Genomic DNA, 21438 nt, shown 5'->3' on the forward strand with positions numbered 1-21438 from the left:
CACCACGCCCAAGATCGCGAAAATCGCGCCGGAGACGGCCCGGTACCCCTCTTGCCGGAAGTTGGGCGGCGCGCCGATCCACGCACGTGGTCCGAATGGAGTACTGTGGCGAGCCCTGGGTCCGGTCTCCCGACAGGGGGTTCGGCGCCTTGAAGGACCGCCGGGAGGGGGCTAGTTGCACAGGGTGACGGAGTTGGTCACTTATCGTTGTGAATAGGTAACCGTGCCATAACGGCGATCCAGGGCCCGTGCCCGACACGCCGGGCAACTCGGCAAGGTTGTGGCAGGCTGCACCCGGGCAGGTCACACTCGACAGAGCGGAAGCAGCGACGCACGTGACGTCGGCAGGCACCACCCGGGAGGTCCCCATGCCCGAACTGCGTGTCGTGGCCGTCTCGAATGACGGCACACGGCTGGTGCTGAAGGCTGCGGACAGCACGGAGTACACGCTTCCGATCGACGAGCGGCTCCGGGCCGCCGTACGCGGCGACCGTCCTCGCCTCGGCCAGATCGAGATCGAGGTGGAGAGCCATCTCCGCCCCCGCGACATCCAGGCGCGTATACGAGCCGGTGCGACCGCGGAAGAGGTCGCCCAGATGGCCGGCATCCCCGTCGACCGCGTGCGGCGTTTCGAGGGCCCGGTGCTGGCGGAGCGCGCCTTCATGGCGGAGCGCGCCCGCAAGACCCCCGTCCGCCGGCCCGGGGAGAACTCCGGACCGCCCCTGGGCGAGGCCGTGCAGGAGCGGCTGCTGCTGCGCGGCGCCGACAAGGACACGGTGCAGTGGGACTCCTGGCGCCGCGACGACGGCACCTGGGAAGTACTGCTGGTCTACCTGGTCGCGGGCGAACCGCACTCGGCGAGCTGGACCTACGATCCGCCGCGGCGGCTGGTCCAGGCCGTCGACGCGGAGGCACGCGCGCTGATCGGCGAGTCCGACGACCTCGCCGCGCCCGAGCCCAGCTTCCCCTTCGTGCCGCGCATCGCACGGCTGCCGCGCGACCGGCCGCTGGACCGGACCCTCGACCGGGAGCAGCGGGAGCCGCGGGAGCGGCCGAGCCTGCCTCCGGGACCGTCCGAGCAGGACGACGAGAACGTGGCCACCGCGGTCACCGCCTCGGCCGAGCGTGACCGGGACTCGCTCACCAGCCTGCTGGAGGCCGTCCCCAGCTTCCGTGGCGACCTGGTGGTGCCCGAGCGTGCTCCGGAACCGCCGGAGGAGCCCGTCGAGGAGCCCGAGGTGGAGGAGCCTCCGGCGCCCGCCGCGTCGGCCGGTTCCGCCTACGCCGACGTGCTGATGCCGCGTGCCGTGGCCAGCCACCGCGACCGTCTCACCGGCTCCACCGACCGCCAGGCCGAGGCCGACGGCGTCCGTCCGGGGCGCCGCGCGGCGGTGCCGAGCTGGGACGAGATCGTCTTCGGCACGCGGCGCAAGAAGCAGGAGTAGGCGCGAGGGCAGTTGCCGCCGGAGCGGTAGACGCGGGAGCAGCAGACGCGGGACCAGTAGGCGCGGAGCGGCAGGAGCGGACGGCCGGTCGTCGGCGCCGGTCGCGAGGTCGGTGACGGGACGGTTCGTGCCGGGCGGCACGTGCCGTGCTGACGGCGTGTGCCGCCCGGTGCGGAGCGTCCCACCGCGACCGGCCGGGGACGGGAGGGCTACTGCGGCTCGGGCCCCGTCGCGACCGGCCGGGACGGGTCCGCGGACCACTCCGACCAGGACCCCGCGTACAGCGCCGCCGGGATGCCCGCCACCGCCAGCGCGAGCACCTCGTGGGCGCCCGACACGCCCGAGCCGCAGTAGACGCCCACCTCGCCGTCCTCCGCCCCCAGCGTCCTGAAACGCGCCCGGAGTTCGCCGGCTGCCAGGAAGCGGCCGTCCGCCGCCAGGTTCTCCGTCGTCGGCGCGGACACGGCACCCGGGATGTGGCCGCCGACCGGGTCGATCGGCTCGACGTCGCCCCGGTACCGCTCCCCCGCGCGGGCGTCGAGCAGCACGCCGGTGCGGGCCAGCGCGGCGGCGCCGTCCGCGTCCAGCAGCCCCGACTCCCCCGGCACCGGCCGGAAATCGCCCTCCTCGGGCGCGGGCACGTCCGTCGACAGCGGCCCCTCCCAGACCGGCAACCCGCCGTCGAGGACCCGCACGTTCGGGTGACCCGTCCAGCGCAGCAGCCACCAGGCGCGCGCGGCCGCCCAGCCCTGGCCGCCGTCGTAGACGACGACCGGCCGGCCGGCCGACACGCCCGCCCGGCGCATCGCCGCGCCGAACTCCGCGACGTCCGGCAGCGGGTGGCGGCCGCCCGTACCGGGCGCGGCGGCGAGTTCGCTGTCCAGATCGACGTAGACGGCACCGGGAAGATGGCCGGCCGCGTACTCGGCACGGCCGTCGAAGGGCGGGGCGCCGGCGGCCTTGGCCGCGCTCAGCTGCCAGCGGACGTCGAGCAGGACGGGCGGACGGGTACCCGCCAGTTCGCCGGCGAGTTCGGGTGCGGAGATGATGGCGTTCATGGCCCCATCCTGGCGTACCGAGTGGCCGAGGCGTCGATGTCGGGCTACTCTGCCCGCCGGACAGTACCGATCACGAGGCGTACGGGTTCGGGCACATGCTGTACCACTCGGACTCCCGGGCTGTCCCACGAAGCGCGCCCCCTGCGCGCGGCACCGGCACGGGTGCCGGCCTCGGCGCGGGGTCCGTCGGAGCGCGGCGCAAGCGGACGCACGGCCCGCGCAGGGCCGAGAAGAGAGTGACGATGACCGACGCACGGGGGTCGGAGGACGGCCCGGGCGACGAGCCGAACGCCCGGAACACGCCCGGCACGCCCTGCTGGGTGAGTCTGATGGTGCACGGGCCGGCCGCGACCCACGGCTTCTACGGCGCCCTGTTCGGCTGGGAGTTCCGGCCCGGCCCGCAGCAACTGGGCCCCTACGCGCGGGCACTGCTGGACGGGCGCGAAGTGGCGGGTGTCGGCCGGCTGCCCCCGGACCGTCAACTCCCCGTCGCCTGGACGCCCTACTTCGCCTCCGACGACGTCAACCGAACGGCTGAAACGGTCCGTCTGTGCGGGGGCACGCTCGGCGTCGGCCCGCTGGACGCCGGTGAGGCCGGCCGGATGGCCATCGGTTCCGACCCGTCGGGCGCCGTCTTCGGCATCTGGCAGGCCGCGGCCCACCTCGGCACCGCCGTCACGGGAGTGCCCGGCACTCCCGCGTGGAACGAGCTGACGACCTTCGAGACGGCGGGCGTCGCCAAGTTCTACGAGACGGTGTTCGGCTTCGAACTGGAACCGGCGGCCGCCGCCGACGCCGACTACGTGACCCTGCGCCTCGACGGCCGCCCCGTCGCCGGTGTCCGCGGCGTCGGCAACGGCCTGGCGCGCGACCGGGGTCCGCACTGGACGACGTACTTCGAGGTGGCCGACGCGGCGGCGGCCGTGGAACGTCTCGTCGGTCTGGGCGGCCACGTCGTCGAGCCCGCCCGGGACACACCCCACGGCCGGGTGGCGACGGTGGCGGACCCGGAGGGGGCACGCTTCGCGCTCCTGGAGGCCCGGCGCTGACGTCACGGTTTCCGCGGCCGGTAGGGCTCGGGCACTGCCCCCCACCCCGAGCCGGCCCGGCCGCGTCCCCTCTGCAACCCGGCCGGCCTCCAGGTCGACCGCAGAACGCCCCCCTTCAAAAAAGCACGGCACTATCGTTGCTGACATGTGGTCAGGACAGCCGCCCGAGGGTGAGCAGAACCGGCACAGTCAGAACCCCTACCAGCAGAACCCCCGCCCGCACCCCCACCCGCGCAATCCGTACCAGGAGCCGGGGCCGCCGCAGCAGCCCGGCGGCGGGGGCGGTGGGAGACGGGCGAAGGCCGCCGCCGTGGTCGCCGCCACGACCGTGGTCGCAGCCGTCATCGCGGCCGGCGTCCTGTTCCTCGGCGGCGACGAGGACGACACCCCCGACGCCGGCGGCGGGGACGCCAAGGCGTCGGCGAGCGGGTCGAGGAGTGCGTCGGCGAGCGTGCCGGCGTCCGGCGAGCCGTCCGGCGGCACGACCGAGCGGCCGACCGTCCCGGGGTGGAAGGTCGTCGTCAATCCCAAGCGGGGCACGGCCTTCGACGTGCCCCCTGAGTGGGATGTCAGGCCGCCGGGCCTGCTGACCGGCTTCGAGGACGTCGAGGTCGACTACAGCAATCCCGACAACTGGGGCAAGACGGTCATCGTCATGGGCGCGCCCGCGATCCTCGAGGACGACTGGTGCGTGTCCGACGACGACGCTGACGGGCGGATGGACACCACCGCGCTGGCGGCGGTGGGCACCAAGGGCGCGAGGGGCGCCGAGAGCGCCGGCGACGCGGCCCTGAGCCAGGTGGACCGGTGGGTGTACGGCGGTTACACGCAGCCGGACACGAAGAGCATCACCCGCGACGCGAAGGCGACGCCGTACACGACGAAGTCCGGCGTCGAGGGGAGCTTCGCCTGGGCGCGGTCCAGCAACACGCCCCGCGAGGGCAAGTGCGCGAGTGACGGCAAGGCCATCATGTTCGGCTTCAAGAACTCCGCGGGCGATTTCGTCGCGTGGTGTCTCTACGGCGCCACGGGCGTGAAGGACGAGCTGGCGGACTCGACGATCATGAAGATCCTCAGCACGGTACGCCTCCACGGGGATCCGACGGATTCCTGAGCCGTGAAGTCGGCGCCCTTTGAGACGAGTTGGTGTTCGATACGTCCCCCCGGGAGGGCGGGAGCAGGTGGTGCCGGGGTCCGGCGGCAGCGGGTGAGGCATGAGTACAGTGGGCCGCGTGACAACGGGGGCGGGCACAGATGACGAGGGACTCCGGCGGTGGGCCGCACATCACCAACACCGCGGTCGACTGCACGGCCGACTATCTGATCCAGATCGGGATCCTCGAGGGCGATCTGAATCTGACGCTGCGGGTGGAGCCCCCGCCGCCCGATGACGACGCTCCGCTGGCCGCGGCCGAGCGGAGGCTCGCACGGAGTCTCCTGTTCCGGTGGCGGGCCGAGGCCGACGCCTGGGACACGACCGACCCCGAGCCGCTGCCCGTGCGCTGGACGCCCAGCCGACGGGTCGCCTCCTCGGGGGAGTACGTGCCCGTGGGCTCCGGGGCCGACACCATCGCCGGGACCTTCCTCAGGCTCCGGCCCCGACGGCGGCTGGTCGTGCTGGGCAGCGCCGGGTCGGGCAAGACCGTGCTCTCCGTCCTGCTCACCCTCGAACTCCTCGCCCGGCGGCTCACCCAGGGCGAGGAGGACGTGCCGATCCCGCTGGTGATGTCGCTGGAGTCCTGGGACGCCCGGCGGCAGTCGCTCACCGAGTGGCTGATCGACCGGCTGCGCCAGGACCATCCCGGTCTGCCGCCCGTGGACGGCGTCCACCCGGCCCGCCGGCTGGTCCTGGAGCGGCGGGTGCTGCCCGTCCTCGACGGCCTCGACGAACTGCCCGGTCCGCGCCGAGCCGAGGTCCTCGACGCCCTCAACTCCGGCCTCGGCGGCGCGGGGGACGCCGTACTGGTGTCCCGTACGGCCGAGTACGAGCGCCTCGACCGGGAGGGCAAGGGACTGCGGCACGCCACGGTGATCGAGTCGCTGCCGCTGCGTCCCGGCGAGGTGGCGGACTACCTCCGCCGGGCCCGGCCTCCGGCCCGCGCCGCCGTCTGGGCCCGCCTGCTCCGGACGCTGCGCGACGAACCCTCCGCGCCGGTCGCCTGGGCCCTGACCAGTCCCCTGATGGTGTGGCTGGTACGGCGGACGTATGAACAGCATCCGGCGGACCCGGGGGAGTTGGCGGACCGGGCGCGGTTCCCGACCCGGGAGGCCGTCGAGGCGCACCTGCTCGACCGGATCGTGCCCGCCGCGTTCCCGCCGCGGCCACCGGAGCCCGGCCGGCTCCACCCGCCCCGCACCTGGGACGCCGAACGGGCCGATGCCTGGCTGTCGTACCTGGCGCTGCTGCTGAGCCGCCGCGAGGAGTCCGAACTGGCCTGGTGGCGGCTGTACACGGCACCTCTGCCCCGGCTGCTCGCCGGCCCCGCGCTGCTGGCGACCGGCATTCTGCTCTCCCTCGTCATCAGGGCGGGTATGTCCGGCTATGCGGAGGACTCCCCGCTGGGCGACCTGAGCGTGACGACGTCGGTGGCCGGCGGGGTCGTCTTCGCCGCCGTCGCGCGGTCGGTGACCGCGTCCTGGTTCGGCCAGCGCCTCGCCGAGCCGCGGCGCAGCGCCAATCCGCTGCTGTTCGTCCACGCCCTGCGCTCGCTCGACCGGCACACGCGGGTGGGTCCGCTGTTCCGCCTCGCGGCCCTCGCGGGCGGCCCCGCCCTGGTCGTCGTCCTTCTCTGCCTGTATGTCTTCGTGTCGCCGGAGCCCGTTCTGGTCTGGTTCTCGGTCGGTGGCGTACTGCCCGTTCTGCTGATGATCGTGTACGCGGCGCCCGCCGACACCGTGGACGCCGCCACCCCCAACGACCTCCTGCGCGGCGAACAGGGCGCGCTCGTCACGACGCTGACGCTGATCGCGCCGCTCATCGGCGCCGGTGCGGGTGCGTTCTTCTGGCTCGGCGGCGGGAGCAGTGGCGGTTGGGCAGCGGCGGTCGGCGCCTGGGCGGGCGCCTCGGCGGTACTGGTGCTGCTCAGCCCGTGGAGCCGCTGGGTACTCGCCAAGTGCTCCCTCGCGGCCACGGGACGGGTGCCCTGGTCGCTGATGACGTTCCTCACGGACGCACGCGGTGCCGGCCTGCTGCAACTGTCGGGCGGCACCTACCGTTTCCGCAACCGCAGGCTCCAGGAACATCTCGCGGGGCGGCGCGCACGGGAGCGGGGAAGGGCGGCGTCGCCCGGCCCCGGGACGCGTGCCCTCCCTGTGCTCGCGGAGTCCCGCGACTTCACGGTGGAACGCACCGCGGACCACTTCCGCCTCCATGGCCGGTCGCGGAGGCTGCCGCTGGCCCACTGGACCGTCTTCGGGACGCTCATGGCCGTCTTCGTCGTCCGCTTCGGCGTGTCCGGACAGTGGCAGGACCCGGCCGTCTGGGCGGCGCTGCTCGTCTGGCCCTTCATCGGGGCCCTGATCACGGTGGCCGGGTTCCTCATGCCGCCGCGACGGCTGGAGCTGGAGCTGACCCGGGACGGCGTCACCTCGGTGATCGGGCGCAGGCGGTTCTCCTACGAGTGGCGGCACGTCGAGGAGATCACCGTGCGCCGCGCGGTCCTCCGAGGCCGGGACGCGCGCTTCTACGCGCTCCAGGTCCGGCTGCTCCGCAACGCCCCGCGCCCGCCGCGCCGCTCCCGTATGGGCGAGGGCTGGTTCTTCGTCCTGCCGCTCGGCTTCTCGTCGCGCGTGGATCCTCAGCTCGGCGCCGCCCTGGCCGACTTCGCGGGGCCGCACTGGACCGCGTCGTCCGGTGGCCGTTGAGCCCTCGGCACAGTCGGCACGGTCGAGCCCTCAGCACAGCGGCTCGACGTCCGCGGCGGCCGTGAGCAGGGCCAGGCAGCGGGCCGTCACGGTCCGGTCGTCCTCGCTGATGTCGACGGCGTAGGCGACGGGGGCACGGTCCGTGGTCGTGCGGGGAGCGGTGATCCGCCAGCGCGCCTCGTACGTGTCGTGTGCCCCGAGTGTCCGTGGCGGCCGTCCGACGAGGGTGGCCCGCCAGCCCGGGGGCAGCAGGGGCGGCCGTACGGCGATGGCGAGGTCGCGTGCGGTGGTGTTCTCCACGACGAGCCGCCCGCCGTCCGCCGGGTGCAGGCGCAGCGCGTCGGAACTGGTCCAGCGGAGGTTGAACTCCCGCAGCCGGAGCTGCTGTTCGTTGTCCTCGTCCTTGTCGAGCACGCTGCCGAGGCCGATGCGGACGGAGTCGACGGGTTCCGGTACGGGCATGTCGTAGCCGTACGTCTTCTTGAGGAAGGCGCCCTGCTCCTGTTCGTGGGGGTGCCGGTCCTCGAAGTAGACCTTGCGGACTCCGGCCTGGCCCTCCACGTCGACGCCCGGCGCGAACGGGGACTTGACGCTGTCCGGGTCGAAGTCCACCGTCACCTCGCTCAGCGGCAGGGGCATGCCGAAGTCCATCCTGAGCCAGTTGTTCCGCTGCGGAGCACCCGCGACCGACCAGTGGCCCGCACGGCCCGGCAGCGCGGCGGACGGCGGATGTCCCGGTGCCGAGTAACTGGTGCTGAGCTTCGGCCAGTCCCGGGTGGCGGCCGCGGCGAGATCGACCTCGTGGACCGAACCGGTCAGCGGATGCCGCCACTTGTCGTAGTTCCCGGGCAGGCCGGAGAGGGCGGCCGGCGGCAGCGCCCCCGCTTCGAGGAGAACCAGGGCGAGCGGCACGACCAGGAAGCCGGCGAGGTGGGTGAGCAGGATGGTGTGCCGGGCGGCGCGGTGCCGGGGAAGGCGGAGCGCGGCGCCCTCGGCCGGGCGGGCGGGCGGAGGGGCCATCCGCTCCCCCGGGCCCGCGGTACCGGGCAGCCCTGCGAGCCACCGCAGCGCTCCCGCCAGGGCCGAGGTCGGAACGCAGCGCACCGGGATGCCCGAGGCGTCGAGCGCGCGCAGCAGGTGGCCGCCGTCGGCCGCCTCCAGCCGGGCGCGCACAGCGGTGTCGTCGCCCGCTGCGGCGCGGGTGTACAGCAGTACGCAACAGCGCGGACGGCGGCGCGCGGGCCGGGCGGCGAGGACGTGCAGGACCCGGGTCACGGCGTGCACGGCATCGCTGTGGGTGGCGGGGTCGTCCACCACCAGCAGCAGTCCGCGGGCCCGCCGCACCGCGTCCAGGGCAGCCACCGACTCCTGCGTGGCGTAGGCGTCGCCGAGCGGGTCGTACACCAGGACGGGCGTCCTGCCGGTGCGCACGAGCGGCGGCTCCGCTCCGGAGGCGGCGCCCAGTTCGGCCAACGCCTGCCCGTGCACTCCGGCGCGCTGGGCGGCGGAACCTCCGACGAGTACGACGGCCCGCGCCCGTTCGTGTCCGGCGGGCAGCGCCCTGGCGCAGTGCGGACAGCACGCGTCCAGCCGGCGCACGCCGAGGACGGCGCCCAGGCGGGTGCCGCACCGGCAGCGGTGCCGGAAGGCGCCGTACCGGTTGGGCGTCAGCCGCCGGTGTCCGGCCCGGCACCTCGGGCACAGCCTGACCGGGCGGTGGACGGTGCGCCCGCAGTCGCGGTACGGGCACGGTGCCGGGGCGCCGCGCAGGGTCCGCCCCGTCCACGCGACGACGGCCCAGACCGCCCACCACACGGTCCACAGGGCGCAGCCGAGGGACCACACCAGCAGGGCGAAGAGCAGCGGGAGGAGGGTGAGCGCGGTCGCGGTCAGCACCACGGCGACGACCGTCAGCAGGAAGGCCGGGCGCAGGAAGAGCATCAGGCAGCCCTGCCCGCCGGTGCCGCCCGGTCGCGGCCGGCGGAACGCGTCGCTCACCCGGTCGGCCAGGAACCGTTCGGCGTCGCCGACCAGCCGTTCGTGCTGCTCGAGTCCGTCCCACCAGGTCGCACGCAGGTCGCGCGGGGCGGTGACGCGGAGGTAGGCGGGGGTGGCGGGCTCGCCGTGCGGGTCGGGCGGCGTGTGCGGCGCCCGGCCGAAGATCCGCCAGACGGTGCGCAGTTGGGTCCACACCAGCCTGGGCAGGGTGACGAAGACGCCGTGGCCGACGACCAGGAGGACGAACAGGACGATCGCCGGCAGCAGGATCACGGGGTTGGCCACGGCTCACTCCCTCTCCCGGGCCGGGCCGCGTCGCCACAGCAGTCTTGGCGTCCGCTCCGGCTCCCTGGGCTGCACCAGATCGTGCAGGGCCTCGTAGGTCTCCGTCTCCTCCCACAGCCCCTGCCGGAAGAGCCGCAGGATCCGCAGCGCGGCCGGCCGCGGCTCACCGGGTGCCCGGCGCAGGACGTGCAGCGCGGTGGCGGGCGCCGCGGCGAGCACGTCCGGCGCCTCTTCGACAAGGCGTCCAGGGGGGCCGGGGGCGACCAGGGAGGCCAGGGACGCGCACGTCTGCGCGTCGAGTACGGCGTTCCGCAGGTCGGCGGAGGCTTCGAGGGCGGCGAGCAGCCCGGCGAGGACGGCGGCCCGGTAGGGCTCGGCCAGGGGAGCGAGCGCGGTCCGTACGTCGCCGAGGGGTGCCGTCCGGTGGGCGAGACGGCGTGCGGCGGCGTCCCGCAGCCGGTCCGGGGCCAGAACCGCCTGCTCCGGCCGCAGTTCCGCGACGGCACGTACGAAGCCCGCGAGGTCGGCGTCCGCACCGCCGAGGGACAGAGGGTCGCCGCCCGGCGCGAGCAGCGCGCAGGCGGCCCTCAGGCGTCGTACGCCGGTCGGGGTGCTGTCCGCGGGGCCCGCGTCCGCCGCGTCCCACAGGTCCGCGACGGCGTCCAGGAGGTCGAGGCGCCCGCCCTCCAGCGCGCCCGCGAGGAACCGTGCCGTCGCGCTCGGCTCCGCGTGGCCCGCCTCGGCCGGCCGGTCGAGGTGGAACACCGGGTCCGGTGCCCGTGCCGCGGTGTCCGGCAGGGTCCCCCTCAGATGGCGGTGGTCGTCCTGCGGCCGGGCGGCGTACGTCGTGAACGTCAGCCGGGCGGCCAGGCCGGCGGGCAGGGCGTAGGAGACGGCCGCGATCCAGTCGACGACCCGTTCCGCGTCCGCGGCGACGAGGGTGGCACCGGGGCCCTCGCCGGCCAGCGCCCGCAGGGTCGTGGCGAGCAGCCGCTCCAGGAGGCGTACGCCGGGGTCGCCGAGGCCGGCCAGCAGGCGGGCCACGCGGTCGGGACCGACGGCGCTGCCGGGGAGGAGCGGGGTGAGGTCGGGGAGGTCGGGGCCGTCGTGGCGGGCGGGCTCGGGGGCCCAGTGGGGTGTGTCCCACAGTTCGACGGGACGCAGGCCGGCCAGTTCGCCGGGGGTGGCGTACAGGACGTGGCAGAAGTGGTTGCCCCGGCGGCCGGTGTAGTCCTGCCCGGACGCGCGGGTGCGGGTCAGCACGGCCGCGTCGCCGTCCGGCCGGTCGTGGGCGAAGGCCACGGGGACGTCGTGACCGGGCGTGCCCGGGGGCGGCGGTTGTCCAGCGAGCGGGCGCAGGGCGTCGAGGGCGGGGCGTGCCGTCGGGGAGACGGCGGTGAAGCGGAAGCCGCCGTGGGGTGCGTCGGCCGAGGGCGGGGCCGACGTGTAGTGCGCCTGTCCTGCCATGCCTGTCACCTCCCGTTTTCCCGGTCGAGGGCGCCGAAGCGGTGCAGCAGCCACATCAGGGGGTCCTCCACCCGGTGCGGGCGTACGACGCCGCCGAATCCGAGCCCGCCGCCCTGCCGCGGTGCGGTACCGAGCGTGGACAGCGCGAACAGCTGGTAGTCGGTGCAGAACTCGCTGAGCCGTGCGTCGAGTTGGTGTTCCTGCCAGCGCCGCAGCAGGGCCTGCAGCTCGGCGTGGACGGCGGCCCGGTCGTCGGCGTCGAAGACGGGGCCGGGGCGGCGGGTGCGGTGGAGCGGGGAGTTGTCCGGCAGGTGCGGCCACAGGAGGTCGGCCTTGGTGAGGGCGACCGCGACCGGCACGGTCACCTTCCCGCCGCCGTCCAGGTGGCCCAGCACGCGGGCGAGTACGTCGCCCGACCTGCCCGGCACCCCGTCGCCGTCCGTCACGGGGGCGCCGGGCAGGTCCTGCGGGTCGACGAGGACGACGACGGCGTCGGCGGCGTGGAAGTAGCGCAGCTGGGTCTCCATCCGGTCGCGGGAGGCGAAGTGCTCCCCGGCGGTGTCGAGGAAGACCAGGGTCAGCACCCGCCTGCGGGCGCGTCCGAAACGGCCCCGCCGGGTGCGGCTGAGGCGGTGCACGAGGGGACGGCCGCTGTCCTGCTCGGCGGTCTTGGGAACGGTCTGCTGCTCGTCGTACAGGTGCCGTTCGTAGCGGTCGTGGTAGTCGGCCATCGTGTCGTCGTCGCAGGGGAGCAGGGCGGCGTCGAGTTCGGCGCCTAGGCGGTGCAGCAGTTCGTGCACGAGGACGCCGACGTAGGTGCTCTTGCCGGAGCTGACCGGTCCGGCGAGCGCCACCAGCTTCCCGGGGGTGCGCAGGTAGCCCTCCGGCAGCCGGCCCGCGCAGGCGGTGCAGCGCAGCCGGGTGGTGGTGCGGCCGCAGGTTCCGCACACCGCGGAGCCGGCCCACGGGTCGGCGGAGGCGAGGCGCCGGTCGTCGGCGCAGGCGGGGCCGCTCGCGCAGGCGTACGTGATCTGCGCCCGGGAGATGCGCCGGAAGCAGTGCGGGCACACCCGGCTCCGGCGCCACGGCAGTCTCACGTCCACTCCCCCTCAGGTGACCTTGAGCGTGTGCTGGGGCGGGTCGCGCAGTACGAGTCCTTCGCCGACGGCGAAGCAGCGCAGTCGGCCGCCCGGGCCGCGGACCAGGCGCGCGGACAGCTTCACGTCCCGGTCCGGGCCGAGCGTCACGTCGGCGGCTTCGGCGAGGACGTCCCCGTCGGCGGGCTCCAGCGGCCAGAGGGGGCCGCGCGAGCGCACCAGCAGCAGCCGCTCGGCCCGTACCGGGGAGCGCGCCGTGAAGACGGCGGTGACCGTGCGGCGTCCGGGCAGGCCGTGCCGCTCCAGCCGGTAGCCGGCCTCGGCGCGTGGTGGCAGTACCGCCGTGTTCGGCGGGCCGTGGGAGGTCAGCCCGCCGAGCAGGGCGACCGGCCGCACCTCGACCTCCACGCCGGCGCCGTCCGCGGCCGGCAGCCGTACGCCCCCCTCGTGCCGGTAGGCGGCGCGGCCGACGGTGCGCCGCTGCTCGCCCGCCTCGCCGGGGGTCCGCCAGGTGACTTCGACCTCCTCGCCGCTGTCCGGCGGCCAGTCGAAGACGACGGTCACGCCCGTGCCGCCGTGCCGGGTGAGCGAGAGGGCGCCGAGGGTCCGCGCGGCGGCCACGGCGTGTGCTCCCACGACGGCACGTTCCCCGGCGACGGTGACCGCGAGTACGACGGTGGGCCGGCCAGGCGGCGCGAACCGCAGTCCCTCCGGGGCGGGTTGCGCCGGGATCGGACGTGCCGGGAGCTCCGCCGTGGACAGCCGGGTGCCGGCCGGCCACGGGGGCGCGGCGCCGAAGCCGTAGAGGCGCACCTCCGCGCCGGGCGGCGGGTCGAGGTGTGCCACGAGGTGGTCGTCCGTGCGGCGGATGTCCAGGCCGGTGACCGGATCGGGCGGCGCGAGCGGCGTGGCGGTGAGCCGGAGGCCCTCCGTGCGCACGGACCGTCCGTCGTCGGTGAGGTAGCCGACGCGGACGTGGTAGCGGTACGTCGTGCCGTTGACGAGCCCGTCGTCCGTGAAGCCGTCGCGGCGGGCGGCGACCGGCACCTGTTCGCCGTCCGGGGCGGTGCGGACGACCTCGACGCGGCGGGCACGGTCGTGGCAGGTCCAGCGGGCGGTGATCCGGCGGTCCTCGGGGCTCAGGCGGGCGCCGGTGATCTCGGGCCAGTGCACGACGGGCCCGCCCACGGCGAGCGGCGAGGCCGCGCTGCCGGGTTCGGCGGTACGGCGCACGGCGACCGCGTAGTACAGCGGGACGCAGACCGGGGGCGAGCCGTCCCGGTACGAGGTGGCGCGTGGCGACGCCGGCGGCAGCACCGTGCCGTCGGCCGCGTCGCGGGGCGGGCGCTGCTCGGTGCGCAGCAGTACGTACTCGGGCTCGCCCCTCGTGGAGGGCGAGTGCCGCCACCGGACGGTGATGCCCGCGCCGTCCGCGGTCGCGGTGAGGCCGGACACCGGGCGGACCGCGAGGCCGCGGCGCACGGTGTCGGTCCCCGGCAGGTCGCGGGCCGCCGCCTCCGCCTGGTCCAGCAGGTCCCAGGCCCGGTCCGCCTCGGCCGGCGGCAGTCGGCGCGCACGGTCCACCAGGCCGCGTGCCTCGGCGAGTTTCCCGCGCACGTGCTCGGCCAGTGCCCGCGCGTCCTCGGCGAGCGAGCCCGGAGGCAACCGCTCCGCAACGGCCGCCGCCTCGGTGAGCCGTCCGTCCGCGGCCAGCCGGCGCAGCCGCTGCGCCACCGGGTCCCCGGCCGCCTCGTGCAGCACCGCGAAGACCAGTCGCGGCGCGTCGTCCCCGTCGACCGACAGCTCTTCCACGGCGTGCGCGAGGAGCGTCGCGGGGGTGGCCCGGGCCGCGTGCAACGTCCGCAGCGGTACGGCCAGTTCGTGGAGCAGGATGCGGGCGAGTCCTGCCGGGCCCTGGTCGGCCAGCACGCCGCGGACGGCGGCGATCACGGCCTGGGCCGCCGTGTGTGCGGCGCCGTGCGGCAGGCGTCCCCAGCGGCGTGCCGCGGCCTCGACGGCAGGCGGGCCGGCGGGGAATGCGCCGAAGACGCGTACGGGCCGCCCGGCCCGCCCGCCCGGTGTGCCCGTCGCGAGGAAGTCGCCGAGGTGCCGCAGCCCCAGCACCTCCAGGTGACCGGCGCAGCGCGCGTACGCCGGGTGCGGCACCGACCGGGGCAGCGGGTCGGGCTCGGCGGCACGCAGCCCGAGGGCGGGCAGCAGGTCCCTCACCCGGTCCTCGTGGACCCGGTGGGCGGCGGCGAGTTCCGCGACCGTGCTCTCGGCGAGCATGCCGAGCCCGCCCGCGGCCTCGTCGAGGGCCGCGCGCAGCCGCGCCCGGTCGGTCTCGGCCCGGCGGCCGTGCGCTTCGAGGGCGGCCCGCAACCCCTGCGGCTCACCGGCGGCGGCAGCGTCCAGCAGGGGCCGGTGGATGAGGTACCCGGCCTCCAACTGCTCGATGACGGCGCGGTACTTGAGCCGGGAACGGCTGCGGCGCCAGCAGGCGCGGACCGCGGCGACCGCCTCGGCGACCGCGTTCTTGTCGAGGCGCTGCGGCAACTGGTAGCGCGTGCGCAGGTCCTCGGTCACGGGCAGGCCGGCGTCCAGCACCTCGCGCCGGTAGCGCGCCTCGTCGAAGGCCACGGCCTCGTCTCCCCCGTCCTGCCCGCTCGTTCCTGCGTCCTGCCTGCCTGTTCCTCGGCGGCGCCCGCTCGTTCCGCGGTCGTGCCTGCTCGTTCCGCGGTCCTGCTGCTGCCTTCCGGGCCGGGCCGTGCCCGACTGCCTCCCCGGTCCTGACCGCTCGTTCCGGGGTCAGCCGATGCGCTGGCGGCTCATCGCGACGCGTGCCTCGTCCACCGCCTCCTGGGACAGACCTCCGATCTGCAGGGAGATCTCGATCTGTTCGCTGGTCTCCCGTTCCGTGGCCACGACGGTGAGGAGGCCCGAGGTGTCGAGCGTGAACACGCACTCGAAGGGCCAGCGTGCGGGTTTGCCCGGCGGGATCTTCAACGTGCCGTGCGCAACCTCGGTGTTGTGCTCCAGCTCCTCCGACTCCACCGCACCCGCCTGCTCCATCACCCTGATGCGGACTCTGCGCTGGCCGTCCCGGATGGTGTAGAAGTCGTCGGTCACCGACGCCGGCAGGGTGTCGTTGGCGTGCACGAGATGGGTGACGTACTCGTGGCCGGTGTCGACGTCCGTGACCTGGATGCCGTAACCGCGCGAGGCGACGGTGGAGATCTCGTACGGGCGGTGGGCGAGGCCGGTCTCCGGCACGTCCGGCGCCTGTCCGGCGGGGAGTTCACCGCTGGAGACGATGTACGCGGCCCGGTCGAGGGCGTAGAGCGCGGCGCCGCGGGCGACCGCGAGGTCGGGGTTGTGCAGCCTGGGCTCGAAGCCGAACTGGGTGCGCAGGGCGGCGGCGACGGCGGGCATCTTGGTGGCGCCGCCGACGAGCAGCACGTCGTCGAAGGACGACACGCCCCGCTCCGCGGCCAGTTCGACGGTACGGCGGGTGATGTCGACGGTACGTTCGATCAGGTCGCCGGTCAGCTCCTCGACCAGTCCCCGGGTCAGCTCCACCGCTTCGACCCGGCCCCGGTGCATGACGCGGACGGTGTAGCGCTCCCGGAAGGACAGTGCCTTCTTCGCCTCCTCGGCGTCCTTGCGCAGCTGCGTCTCGGACTGCGGGTCGGACAGCGGGTCGTCGACGTCCGGGAAGCGCTCGCGGAACCGCTCCACCAGGTGCACGACGACGCGGTCGTCGAAGTCGCTGCCGCCCAGTTCCTTCGCGCCGTCCGTGCACAGCACGGTGAGTTCGCGTCCGCTCAGGGTGAGCACGGTGGTGTCGAAGGTGCCGCCGCCCAGGTCGTACACGAGGACGGCCCGGTCCCCGCGCTTCTCGTCCCCCTCCAGGGCCCCGTAGTCGAGCGCGGCGGCGATGGGCTCGGCGACGACGTCGAGGACGCGCAGCCCGGCGATCTCGCCGGCCTTGCGGGTGGCGTCCCGCTCGGCGAGTCCGAAGTAGGCGGGGACGCTGATCACCACGTCGCGCGCCTCGTCGCCGTCGGCGGCCTTCGCGTCGTCGACGAGTTTGCGCAGGATGCGGGCGGAGATCTCCTCGGGGGTGTAGGCGCGGCCGTGGAACTCGCGCGGCACCGTCTCACCCATGTCCCGCTTGATCAGCTGCACGACGTGCTCGGGATCGAGGACGGTGGCGTCCTTGGCGCTCTGCCCCACGACGACGCTGTCGGGGCTCTCGAAGTAGACGACGGACGGTGTGGTGTCCGCCCCTTCGAGGTTGCGGAGCACGGTCGGTCTTCCGACGTCGTCGATCCGTGCGACGCAGGAGTAGGTGGTCCCCAGGTCGATGCCGTAGACGGCCATACGGTCTCCCGCCGGGACGGCCGCGCGCTGCGCCCGCCCCGCCTGTTGTCTCGTCAGTTGTTCTGGTCGGCCATGCCCCGTGGGCCCGCGCGAACGGCGCCGCTCATGGGGGATCCGGGTCCCACCGGGAGACCACGACGTCGGCCTTGCGGACGACCCGCTCCCCCTGGACGAATCCGGGCGCCACGACCCGCGCCACCGTCCGGTCCGCCTCCGGCCCTTCGGCGGCGGCGCGGCCCACGGGACGCTGCAACGCCAGGTCGAACGCCTCGCCCGGCCCGGGAACGTACTTCTCCACGCCGGTCCTGGCGACGGTGTCCGCCGCCTCGTCGGCCAACGCGGTCAGCAGGGCCCGCAGTTCGTCGACGCCGAGCGGGTCGGTCACGTGCTCGGCCTGGCGCAGGATCTGGTCGTGGAGCCGGATCAGGGAGTGCCGTACGAGGTCGAGCGCTGTTTCCATCTCGCCCCGGCGCAGCCGCTCGACCTCGTCGTGCAGCCTGGTGACGATCTCCTCACGGCGCTCGGCGAGCTGCTGCTGACGAGCGAGCGCGGCGGTGAACTCGCTTGCGATCCCGCAGGATTCGGCGCATTCCGACACGGCGTTCACCATAGAGGAAAGGGGTGCGTCGCGTCAGCGGAGCGGCGCGCGATCACCTGCCGGGACGGAAAGGCCGCGTTGCCCGGCACCGTCTCGTCAGCCACCGAGGTTGATGGAACCGTGCACGTCCCGCGCCATGATCACCGTGTCCTGGGTGCCTCCGGAGACGGTGTTGTGCACGTCGCCCGCCCCGGACCGCGTGCCCTCCAGCGCGTCGGCCTCCCGCCGCCAGGCCGCGAGTGCCTCGGCGAAGGCGGGGTCCTGCCGGGCGCGGAGTGCCAGCGCCTCGGCCAGCTCCCGCGCACGCTCGGTGCTGTCGGCCACCTGGACGAGCGCCGTCAGCTCGCGCTCCCCCTGCGGTTCTCCGTGCGGTTCTCCCTGGGGCTGTCCGTCCGGCTCTCCGGCCGAGGACCGTCGTCCGACCAGGTTCCGCAGGGACATCCAGATCTGTTCCCCCGCCGCACCCGCGGTGCCTCCGGCGAGGGCCATGAGCAGTTCAGGTGCAATCGGGACCACAACGTCCTCCAGCGTCCAACGCACGGGTCATGGGGCGAGCGTAGGACACCGTGGGCCGGAGGGTGGGGGGATCGGGGACAAATCCCCCGGCCTCGCGACGGGAGCGACGGGAGCGACGGGAGGAACGTCCCACGTGTCAGCCGGACGACACCGGCAGCACGTCCGGGGACAGGGCCGCCGCGCGGGCCGTCGCGGCGGTCGTACGGCGGCGGTGGTGTCGTCGGCAGAGGACCTCGTAGCCGATCTCGTCGGCGGACTGGGCGACATCGCCGACGACCACCTGGGCGCCCTCGACGACCATGACGCCGCCCACGGTGCGGGCGTTGTGCGTGGCGCGGGCGCCGCACCAGCACAGGGCCTCCACCTGGAGCACCTCGACGCGGTCGGCGAGTTCGACCAGTCGCTGCGAGCCGGGGAAGAGCTTGGAGCGGAAGTCGGTGGTGATGCCGAAGGCGTACACGTCGACGTCGAGGTCGTCCACCACGCGCGCGAGCTGGTCGATCTGGTCCGGCGCCAGGAACTGCGCCTCGTCGGCGATCACGTAGTCCACGCGGCCGCCCTGCGAGAGGTGGTCGACGACGTGGGCGTACAGGTCCTGGCCGTCCCCGACCTCCACCGCGTCGGTGACGAGGCCGAGGCGCGAGGAGAGCTTGCCCTGGCCCGCGCGGTCGTCGCGGGTGAATATCATCCCGGCCAGGCCGCGTGCGGAGCGGTTGTGCTCGATCTGGAGAGCCAGTGTCGACTTCCCGCAGTCCATCGTTCCGGAGAAGAACACCAGCTCTGGCATGAGGGGGTGGGCACCTTTCGGCGGAGGAGCGGGGAGTGAGGTGTCAGGAGCGTACTTCGAGCAGGGGGACGAGCTGCTCGGCAGGGGTCATCGAACCGTGGTTGCCGACCATCGACGACTCCTTCGGTTCGCGCTCGGAGGCGATGAGCAGGACGTCGTCGCGGGCGGCGGCGACGACGTCGCCGATGCGGCCGTACACCCGGTCGTCGATGCGGGGGCCGAACCAGCCCGCCGCGATCGCCTCGTCGCGGGACGCCACCCAGAACTGTTCGCCGAGCACCTCGCGCCAGCAGGTCAGCACGTCGTTCTGGGCGCCGGGGACGGCGTACACGTGCCGGGCGCGGCCCTCGCCGCCGAGGAGGGCGACGCCCGCCTTCAGCTCCCAGTCCTCGTCGAAGTCGATGCGGTGGTCCTCGTCGAAGGGCACGTCGATCATGCCGTGGTCGGCGGTGACGTACAGGGCGCTGCGCGGGGGCAGTTGCTCGGCGAGGCGCTGGACGAGGCGGTCGACGTGCCCGAGCTGGCCGCGCCAGGTGTCGGAGTCGACGCCGAAGCGGTGACCGGCGCCGTCGACCTCGGCGTAGTACGTGTAGACGAGGGCGCGGTCGGCGGCGGCCAGTTGCCCGGCGGCGCAGTCCATCCGGTCCTCGCCGGACAGGCGGCCGTGGAACTCGCCGCCGCTGAGCGCGACCTTGGTCAGCGGGGTGTTGGCGAAGGTCGGTGAGGAGACCTGGGCCGTGTGCACGCCGGCCGCGTGGGCGAGGCCGAAGACGGTGGGATACGGCTGCCAGGCGGCCGGCGGGGTCCAGGGCTGCCAGCGCAGCTGGTTCATCAGCTCGCCGGTGTCCGGGTCGCGCACGGTGTAGCCGGGCAGGCCGTGGGCGCCCGGCGGCAGCCCGGTGCCGACGGAGGCGAGGGAGGTCGCCGTGGTCGCCGGGTAGCCGGCCGTGATCGGGCGCCCGGTGCCGCCGCGCGAGCTGCCCAGCAGGGAGGTGAGGAAGGGGGCGTCGTCCGGGTGGGCGCGCAGCTGCTCCCAGCCGAGGCCGTCGATCAGGAACACGCAGTTGCGGTCGGCGGGGGCGATCTCGGCGATACCCGCGGTCGAGCCGGGGACGCCTAGGCCGGCGGCCAGGGTGGGCAGCAGGTCGGCGAGCGAGCCCGTGCCGTACTCGGGTACGGGCGCGGAGGCGACGGAGAGGGGCTCGGGTTCCGTGTCCCAGGCGGCGGGCTGCACCATCAGCGGCCGGTGTCCGCGGTCGCCTCGGAGAGGGCCTGGGCGAAGGTGAGCGCCTCGCGCACGGTCTCGGGTCCGTCCCCGGCCTCGCTGACGCGCAGGCTGAGGTCGTCGGCCGTCGAACTGCCCGTGTAGCCGTGGTCGGCCTCGCAGTTGGGGTCGCCGCAGGCGGCCGGCTCCAGGTCGAGGCGGGAGACGGCGCCCCAGCCGATGGTGAGCACGATCTCGCGGGGCAGGGTGCCCGGCTTGTACTTCTCCGGGTTGGCGACGACGCGGCTGACGACGATGGACGAGATGCGGCTGAGTTTGACGGACTCGGTGGACGTCGTGGCGTAGGGCGTCGGGGAGGTGTCGTCGGCGGCCTGCTCGTCGGTATGGCTGACGATGAAGCGGTCGCCGGTGAGCACGAGCACGGTCACGTGCCGGCGCACCTCGTTCTGGTCGAACGTCGTCTCCTGGTGGACCAGGTACGACCGCACGGGCTCGCCGCCCACGGCGGCCTCCACCGCGTCGGCCACGAGGGCCGGGTAGTAGCCACTGCGCTCGATCGCCGCTCGCAGCCCCTGGGTCGTCGTACTGGTCTTGGCCATGCCGTCCATCCTACGGGGACCCACTGACTGCGGGGGACGCTCCCGCGGCACCCGTACCGGGGCGTGCCCGGACGGCGGCGGGTCAGTAGGCGGGCAGGGTCCGCGGGCCCAGGTCGTCCCTGGCCGGAGGGGGTGCGAGGCGGACGGAGGCACCGAGGACGCTGAGGCCGTGCGGGGCCACGACGACCGGTTCCAGGGTGACCGCGACGACCTCCGGGTGGTCGTCGACCAGCCGGGAGACCCGCAGCAGCAGCTCCTCCAGGGCGGCCGCGTCGACGGGCGCCGATCCGCGCCAGCCGAAGAGGAGCGGGGCGGTGCGGACGGAGCGGATGAGGGAGGTGGCGTCCCGGTCGGTGACCGGGATCAGCCGGTGGGACATGTCGCCGAGCAGCTGGGTGGCGGCGCCGGCGAGCCCGAAGGAGAGCACGGCGCCGGCCGCCGGGTCGATCACCGCGCGGACGACGGTGTCGACACCGCGCGGCGCCATGCCCTGCACCACCGGGCGCAGCTCCGCGGGCTTCCCGAAGAGCTCGGTCAGTTCGTCGTACGCCCGGCGCAGTTGTTCCTCGTCCGCCAGGTCCAGGCGTACGCCGCCCAGGTCGGCGCGGTGACGCAGGTGGGGGGCCGTGGCCTTGAGGGCGACGGGGTAGCCGATGGCGCGCGCGGCGGTCACGGCGTCGTCGGGGGTCGGGGCGGGCAGCGCGCGGTGGACGCGGATGCCGTACCTGCCGAGCAGTTCGCAGGTCTCCCGCATGCCGAGCGTGAGCCCCTGCCCGCGCGCGAGGTACCCGGCTATCTGCTCGGCGGCGCCCTTCTCGTCGATGTTCTCGTACTCCGGCACCTTGCCGGGGTCGAGTGCGTCGCGCCGCCACTGGGCGTAGGAGACGGCCTGGGCAAGGGCACGGACGGCCCGCTCGGCGGCGGGGTAGGCGGGGATGAGCCGGGTCCCGTCGGCGGGGACGAGGGGCTCGGGAGCGTCGGACGGCGGGGTCGGCGAGGCGGGACGGGCCCCGGCCGGAGGCGCGGACCGGGGTGCGTCCGAGGGGGGCGGCGGTGCGTCCGGGAGG

Annotated in this window: 16 protein-coding genes; 4 read left to right on the plus strand and 12 right to left on the minus strand. The window is 74.7% G+C overall.

What is annotated here, in order from left to right; translation table 11 throughout:
• Positions 1-368: 368 nt before the first annotated feature.
• Positions 369-1445 carry a septation protein SepH gene (gene sepH, locus HZS56_RS03250; protein WP_216719115.1) on the plus strand — a complete coding sequence of 359 codons (1077 nt, stop codon included), beginning with the start codon at positions 369-371 and terminating at the stop codon, positions 1443-1445.
• 209 nt (positions 1446-1654) lie between these two features.
• On the opposite strand, the gene HZS56_RS03255 is transcribed toward sepH, so the two are convergent.
• Positions 1655-2503 (minus strand): sulfurtransferase, encoded by an 849-nt coding sequence (locus HZS56_RS03255; RefSeq protein ID WP_216719116.1) that lies wholly within the window; start codon positions 2501-2503, stop codon positions 1655-1657.
• A 242-nt stretch (positions 2504-2745) separates the two neighbouring features.
• Between HZS56_RS03255 and HZS56_RS03260 the strand changes: the two genes are divergently transcribed.
• The 3 genes from HZS56_RS03260 to HZS56_RS03270 all read left to right on the plus strand — a co-directional run bounded on the left by HZS56_RS03260 (position 2746) and on the right by HZS56_RS03270 (position 7416).
• A complete protein-coding gene (locus HZS56_RS03260; protein WP_216719117.1) occupies positions 2746-3552 on the plus strand; it encodes a VOC family protein in 807 nt (268 codons plus the stop codon).
• 145 nt (positions 3553-3697) lie between these two features.
• On the plus strand, positions 3698-4666 hold the full coding sequence (locus tag HZS56_RS03265; protein WP_216719118.1) for a DUF8017 domain-containing protein: 969 nt from the start codon (positions 3698-3700) through the stop codon (positions 4664-4666).
• Between the two features lie 140 nt (positions 4667-4806).
• Positions 4807-7416: an NACHT domain-containing protein gene (locus HZS56_RS03270; protein WP_216719119.1), complete on the plus strand. Its 2610-nt coding sequence runs from the start codon at positions 4807-4809 to the stop codon at positions 7414-7416.
• 30 nt (positions 7417-7446) lie between these two features.
• Here HZS56_RS03270 and HZS56_RS03275 read toward each other — a convergent pair whose 3' ends face one another.
• From HZS56_RS03275 to HZS56_RS03325, 11 genes are all read right to left on the minus strand, one after another.
• Positions 7447-9699, minus strand: coding sequence for a hypothetical protein (locus tag HZS56_RS03275; protein WP_216719120.1), 2253 nt, complete (start codon positions 9697-9699; stop codon positions 7447-7449).
• A gap of 3 nt (positions 9700-9702) precedes the next feature.
• The gene (locus tag HZS56_RS03280) at positions 9703-11166 is read right to left on the minus strand and encodes a GAP1-N2 domain-containing protein (protein WP_216719121.1); all 1464 of its coding nucleotides are present in this window, start codon (positions 11164-11166) and stop codon (positions 9703-9705) included.
• 5 nt (positions 11167-11171) lie between these two features.
• Positions 11172-12263 (minus strand): TRAFAC clade GTPase domain-containing protein, encoded by a 1092-nt coding sequence (locus tag HZS56_RS03285; RefSeq protein WP_308407972.1) that lies wholly within the window; start codon positions 12261-12263, stop codon positions 11172-11174.
• Positions 12264-12275: 12 nt separating this feature from the next.
• Positions 12276-14903, minus strand: a complete 2628-nt coding sequence (locus HZS56_RS03290) for a SaeA-related protein (protein WP_216719122.1) — start codon at positions 14901-14903, stop codon at positions 12276-12278.
• 168 nt (positions 14904-15071) lie between these two features.
• Positions 15072-16646, minus strand: a complete 1575-nt coding sequence (locus HZS56_RS03295) for an Hsp70 family protein (RefSeq protein ID WP_216719123.1) — start codon at positions 16644-16646, stop codon at positions 15072-15074.
• A gap of 103 nt (positions 16647-16749) precedes the next feature.
• A complete protein-coding gene (locus tag HZS56_RS03300; protein WP_308407973.1) occupies positions 16750-17244 on the minus strand; it encodes a nucleotide exchange factor GrpE in 495 nt (164 codons plus the stop codon).
• Between the two features lie 96 nt (positions 17245-17340).
• Positions 17341-17760 (minus strand): hypothetical protein, encoded by a 420-nt coding sequence (locus HZS56_RS03305; protein ID WP_216719125.1) that lies wholly within the window; start codon positions 17758-17760, stop codon positions 17341-17343.
• 136 nt (positions 17761-17896) lie between these two features.
• Positions 17897-18547, minus strand: a complete 651-nt coding sequence (locus tag HZS56_RS03310; protein ID WP_216719126.1) for a thymidine kinase — start codon at positions 18545-18547, stop codon at positions 17897-17899.
• Between the two features lie 43 nt (positions 18548-18590).
• A complete protein-coding gene (locus tag HZS56_RS03315) occupies positions 18591-19784 on the minus strand; it encodes an alkaline phosphatase family protein (RefSeq protein ID WP_216719127.1) in 1194 nt (397 codons plus the stop codon).
• Positions 19784-20380 carry a DUF5998 family protein gene (locus HZS56_RS03320; protein ID WP_216719128.1) on the minus strand — a complete coding sequence of 199 codons (597 nt, stop codon included), beginning with the start codon at positions 20378-20380 and terminating at the stop codon, positions 19784-19786. The genes HZS56_RS03315 and HZS56_RS03320 overlap by 1 nt, the downstream gene beginning before the upstream one ends.
• Before the next feature lie 73 nt (positions 20381-20453).
• Positions 20454-21438 (minus strand): acetate--CoA ligase family protein (locus HZS56_RS03325; RefSeq protein ID WP_253913638.1); only part of this gene is annotated, 985 nt, incomplete at its 5' end.

Source organism: Streptomyces mayonensis (genome assembly GCF_018982965.1).
GTDB lineage: Bacteria > Actinomycetota > Actinomycetes > Streptomycetales > Streptomycetaceae > Streptomyces > Streptomyces mayonensis.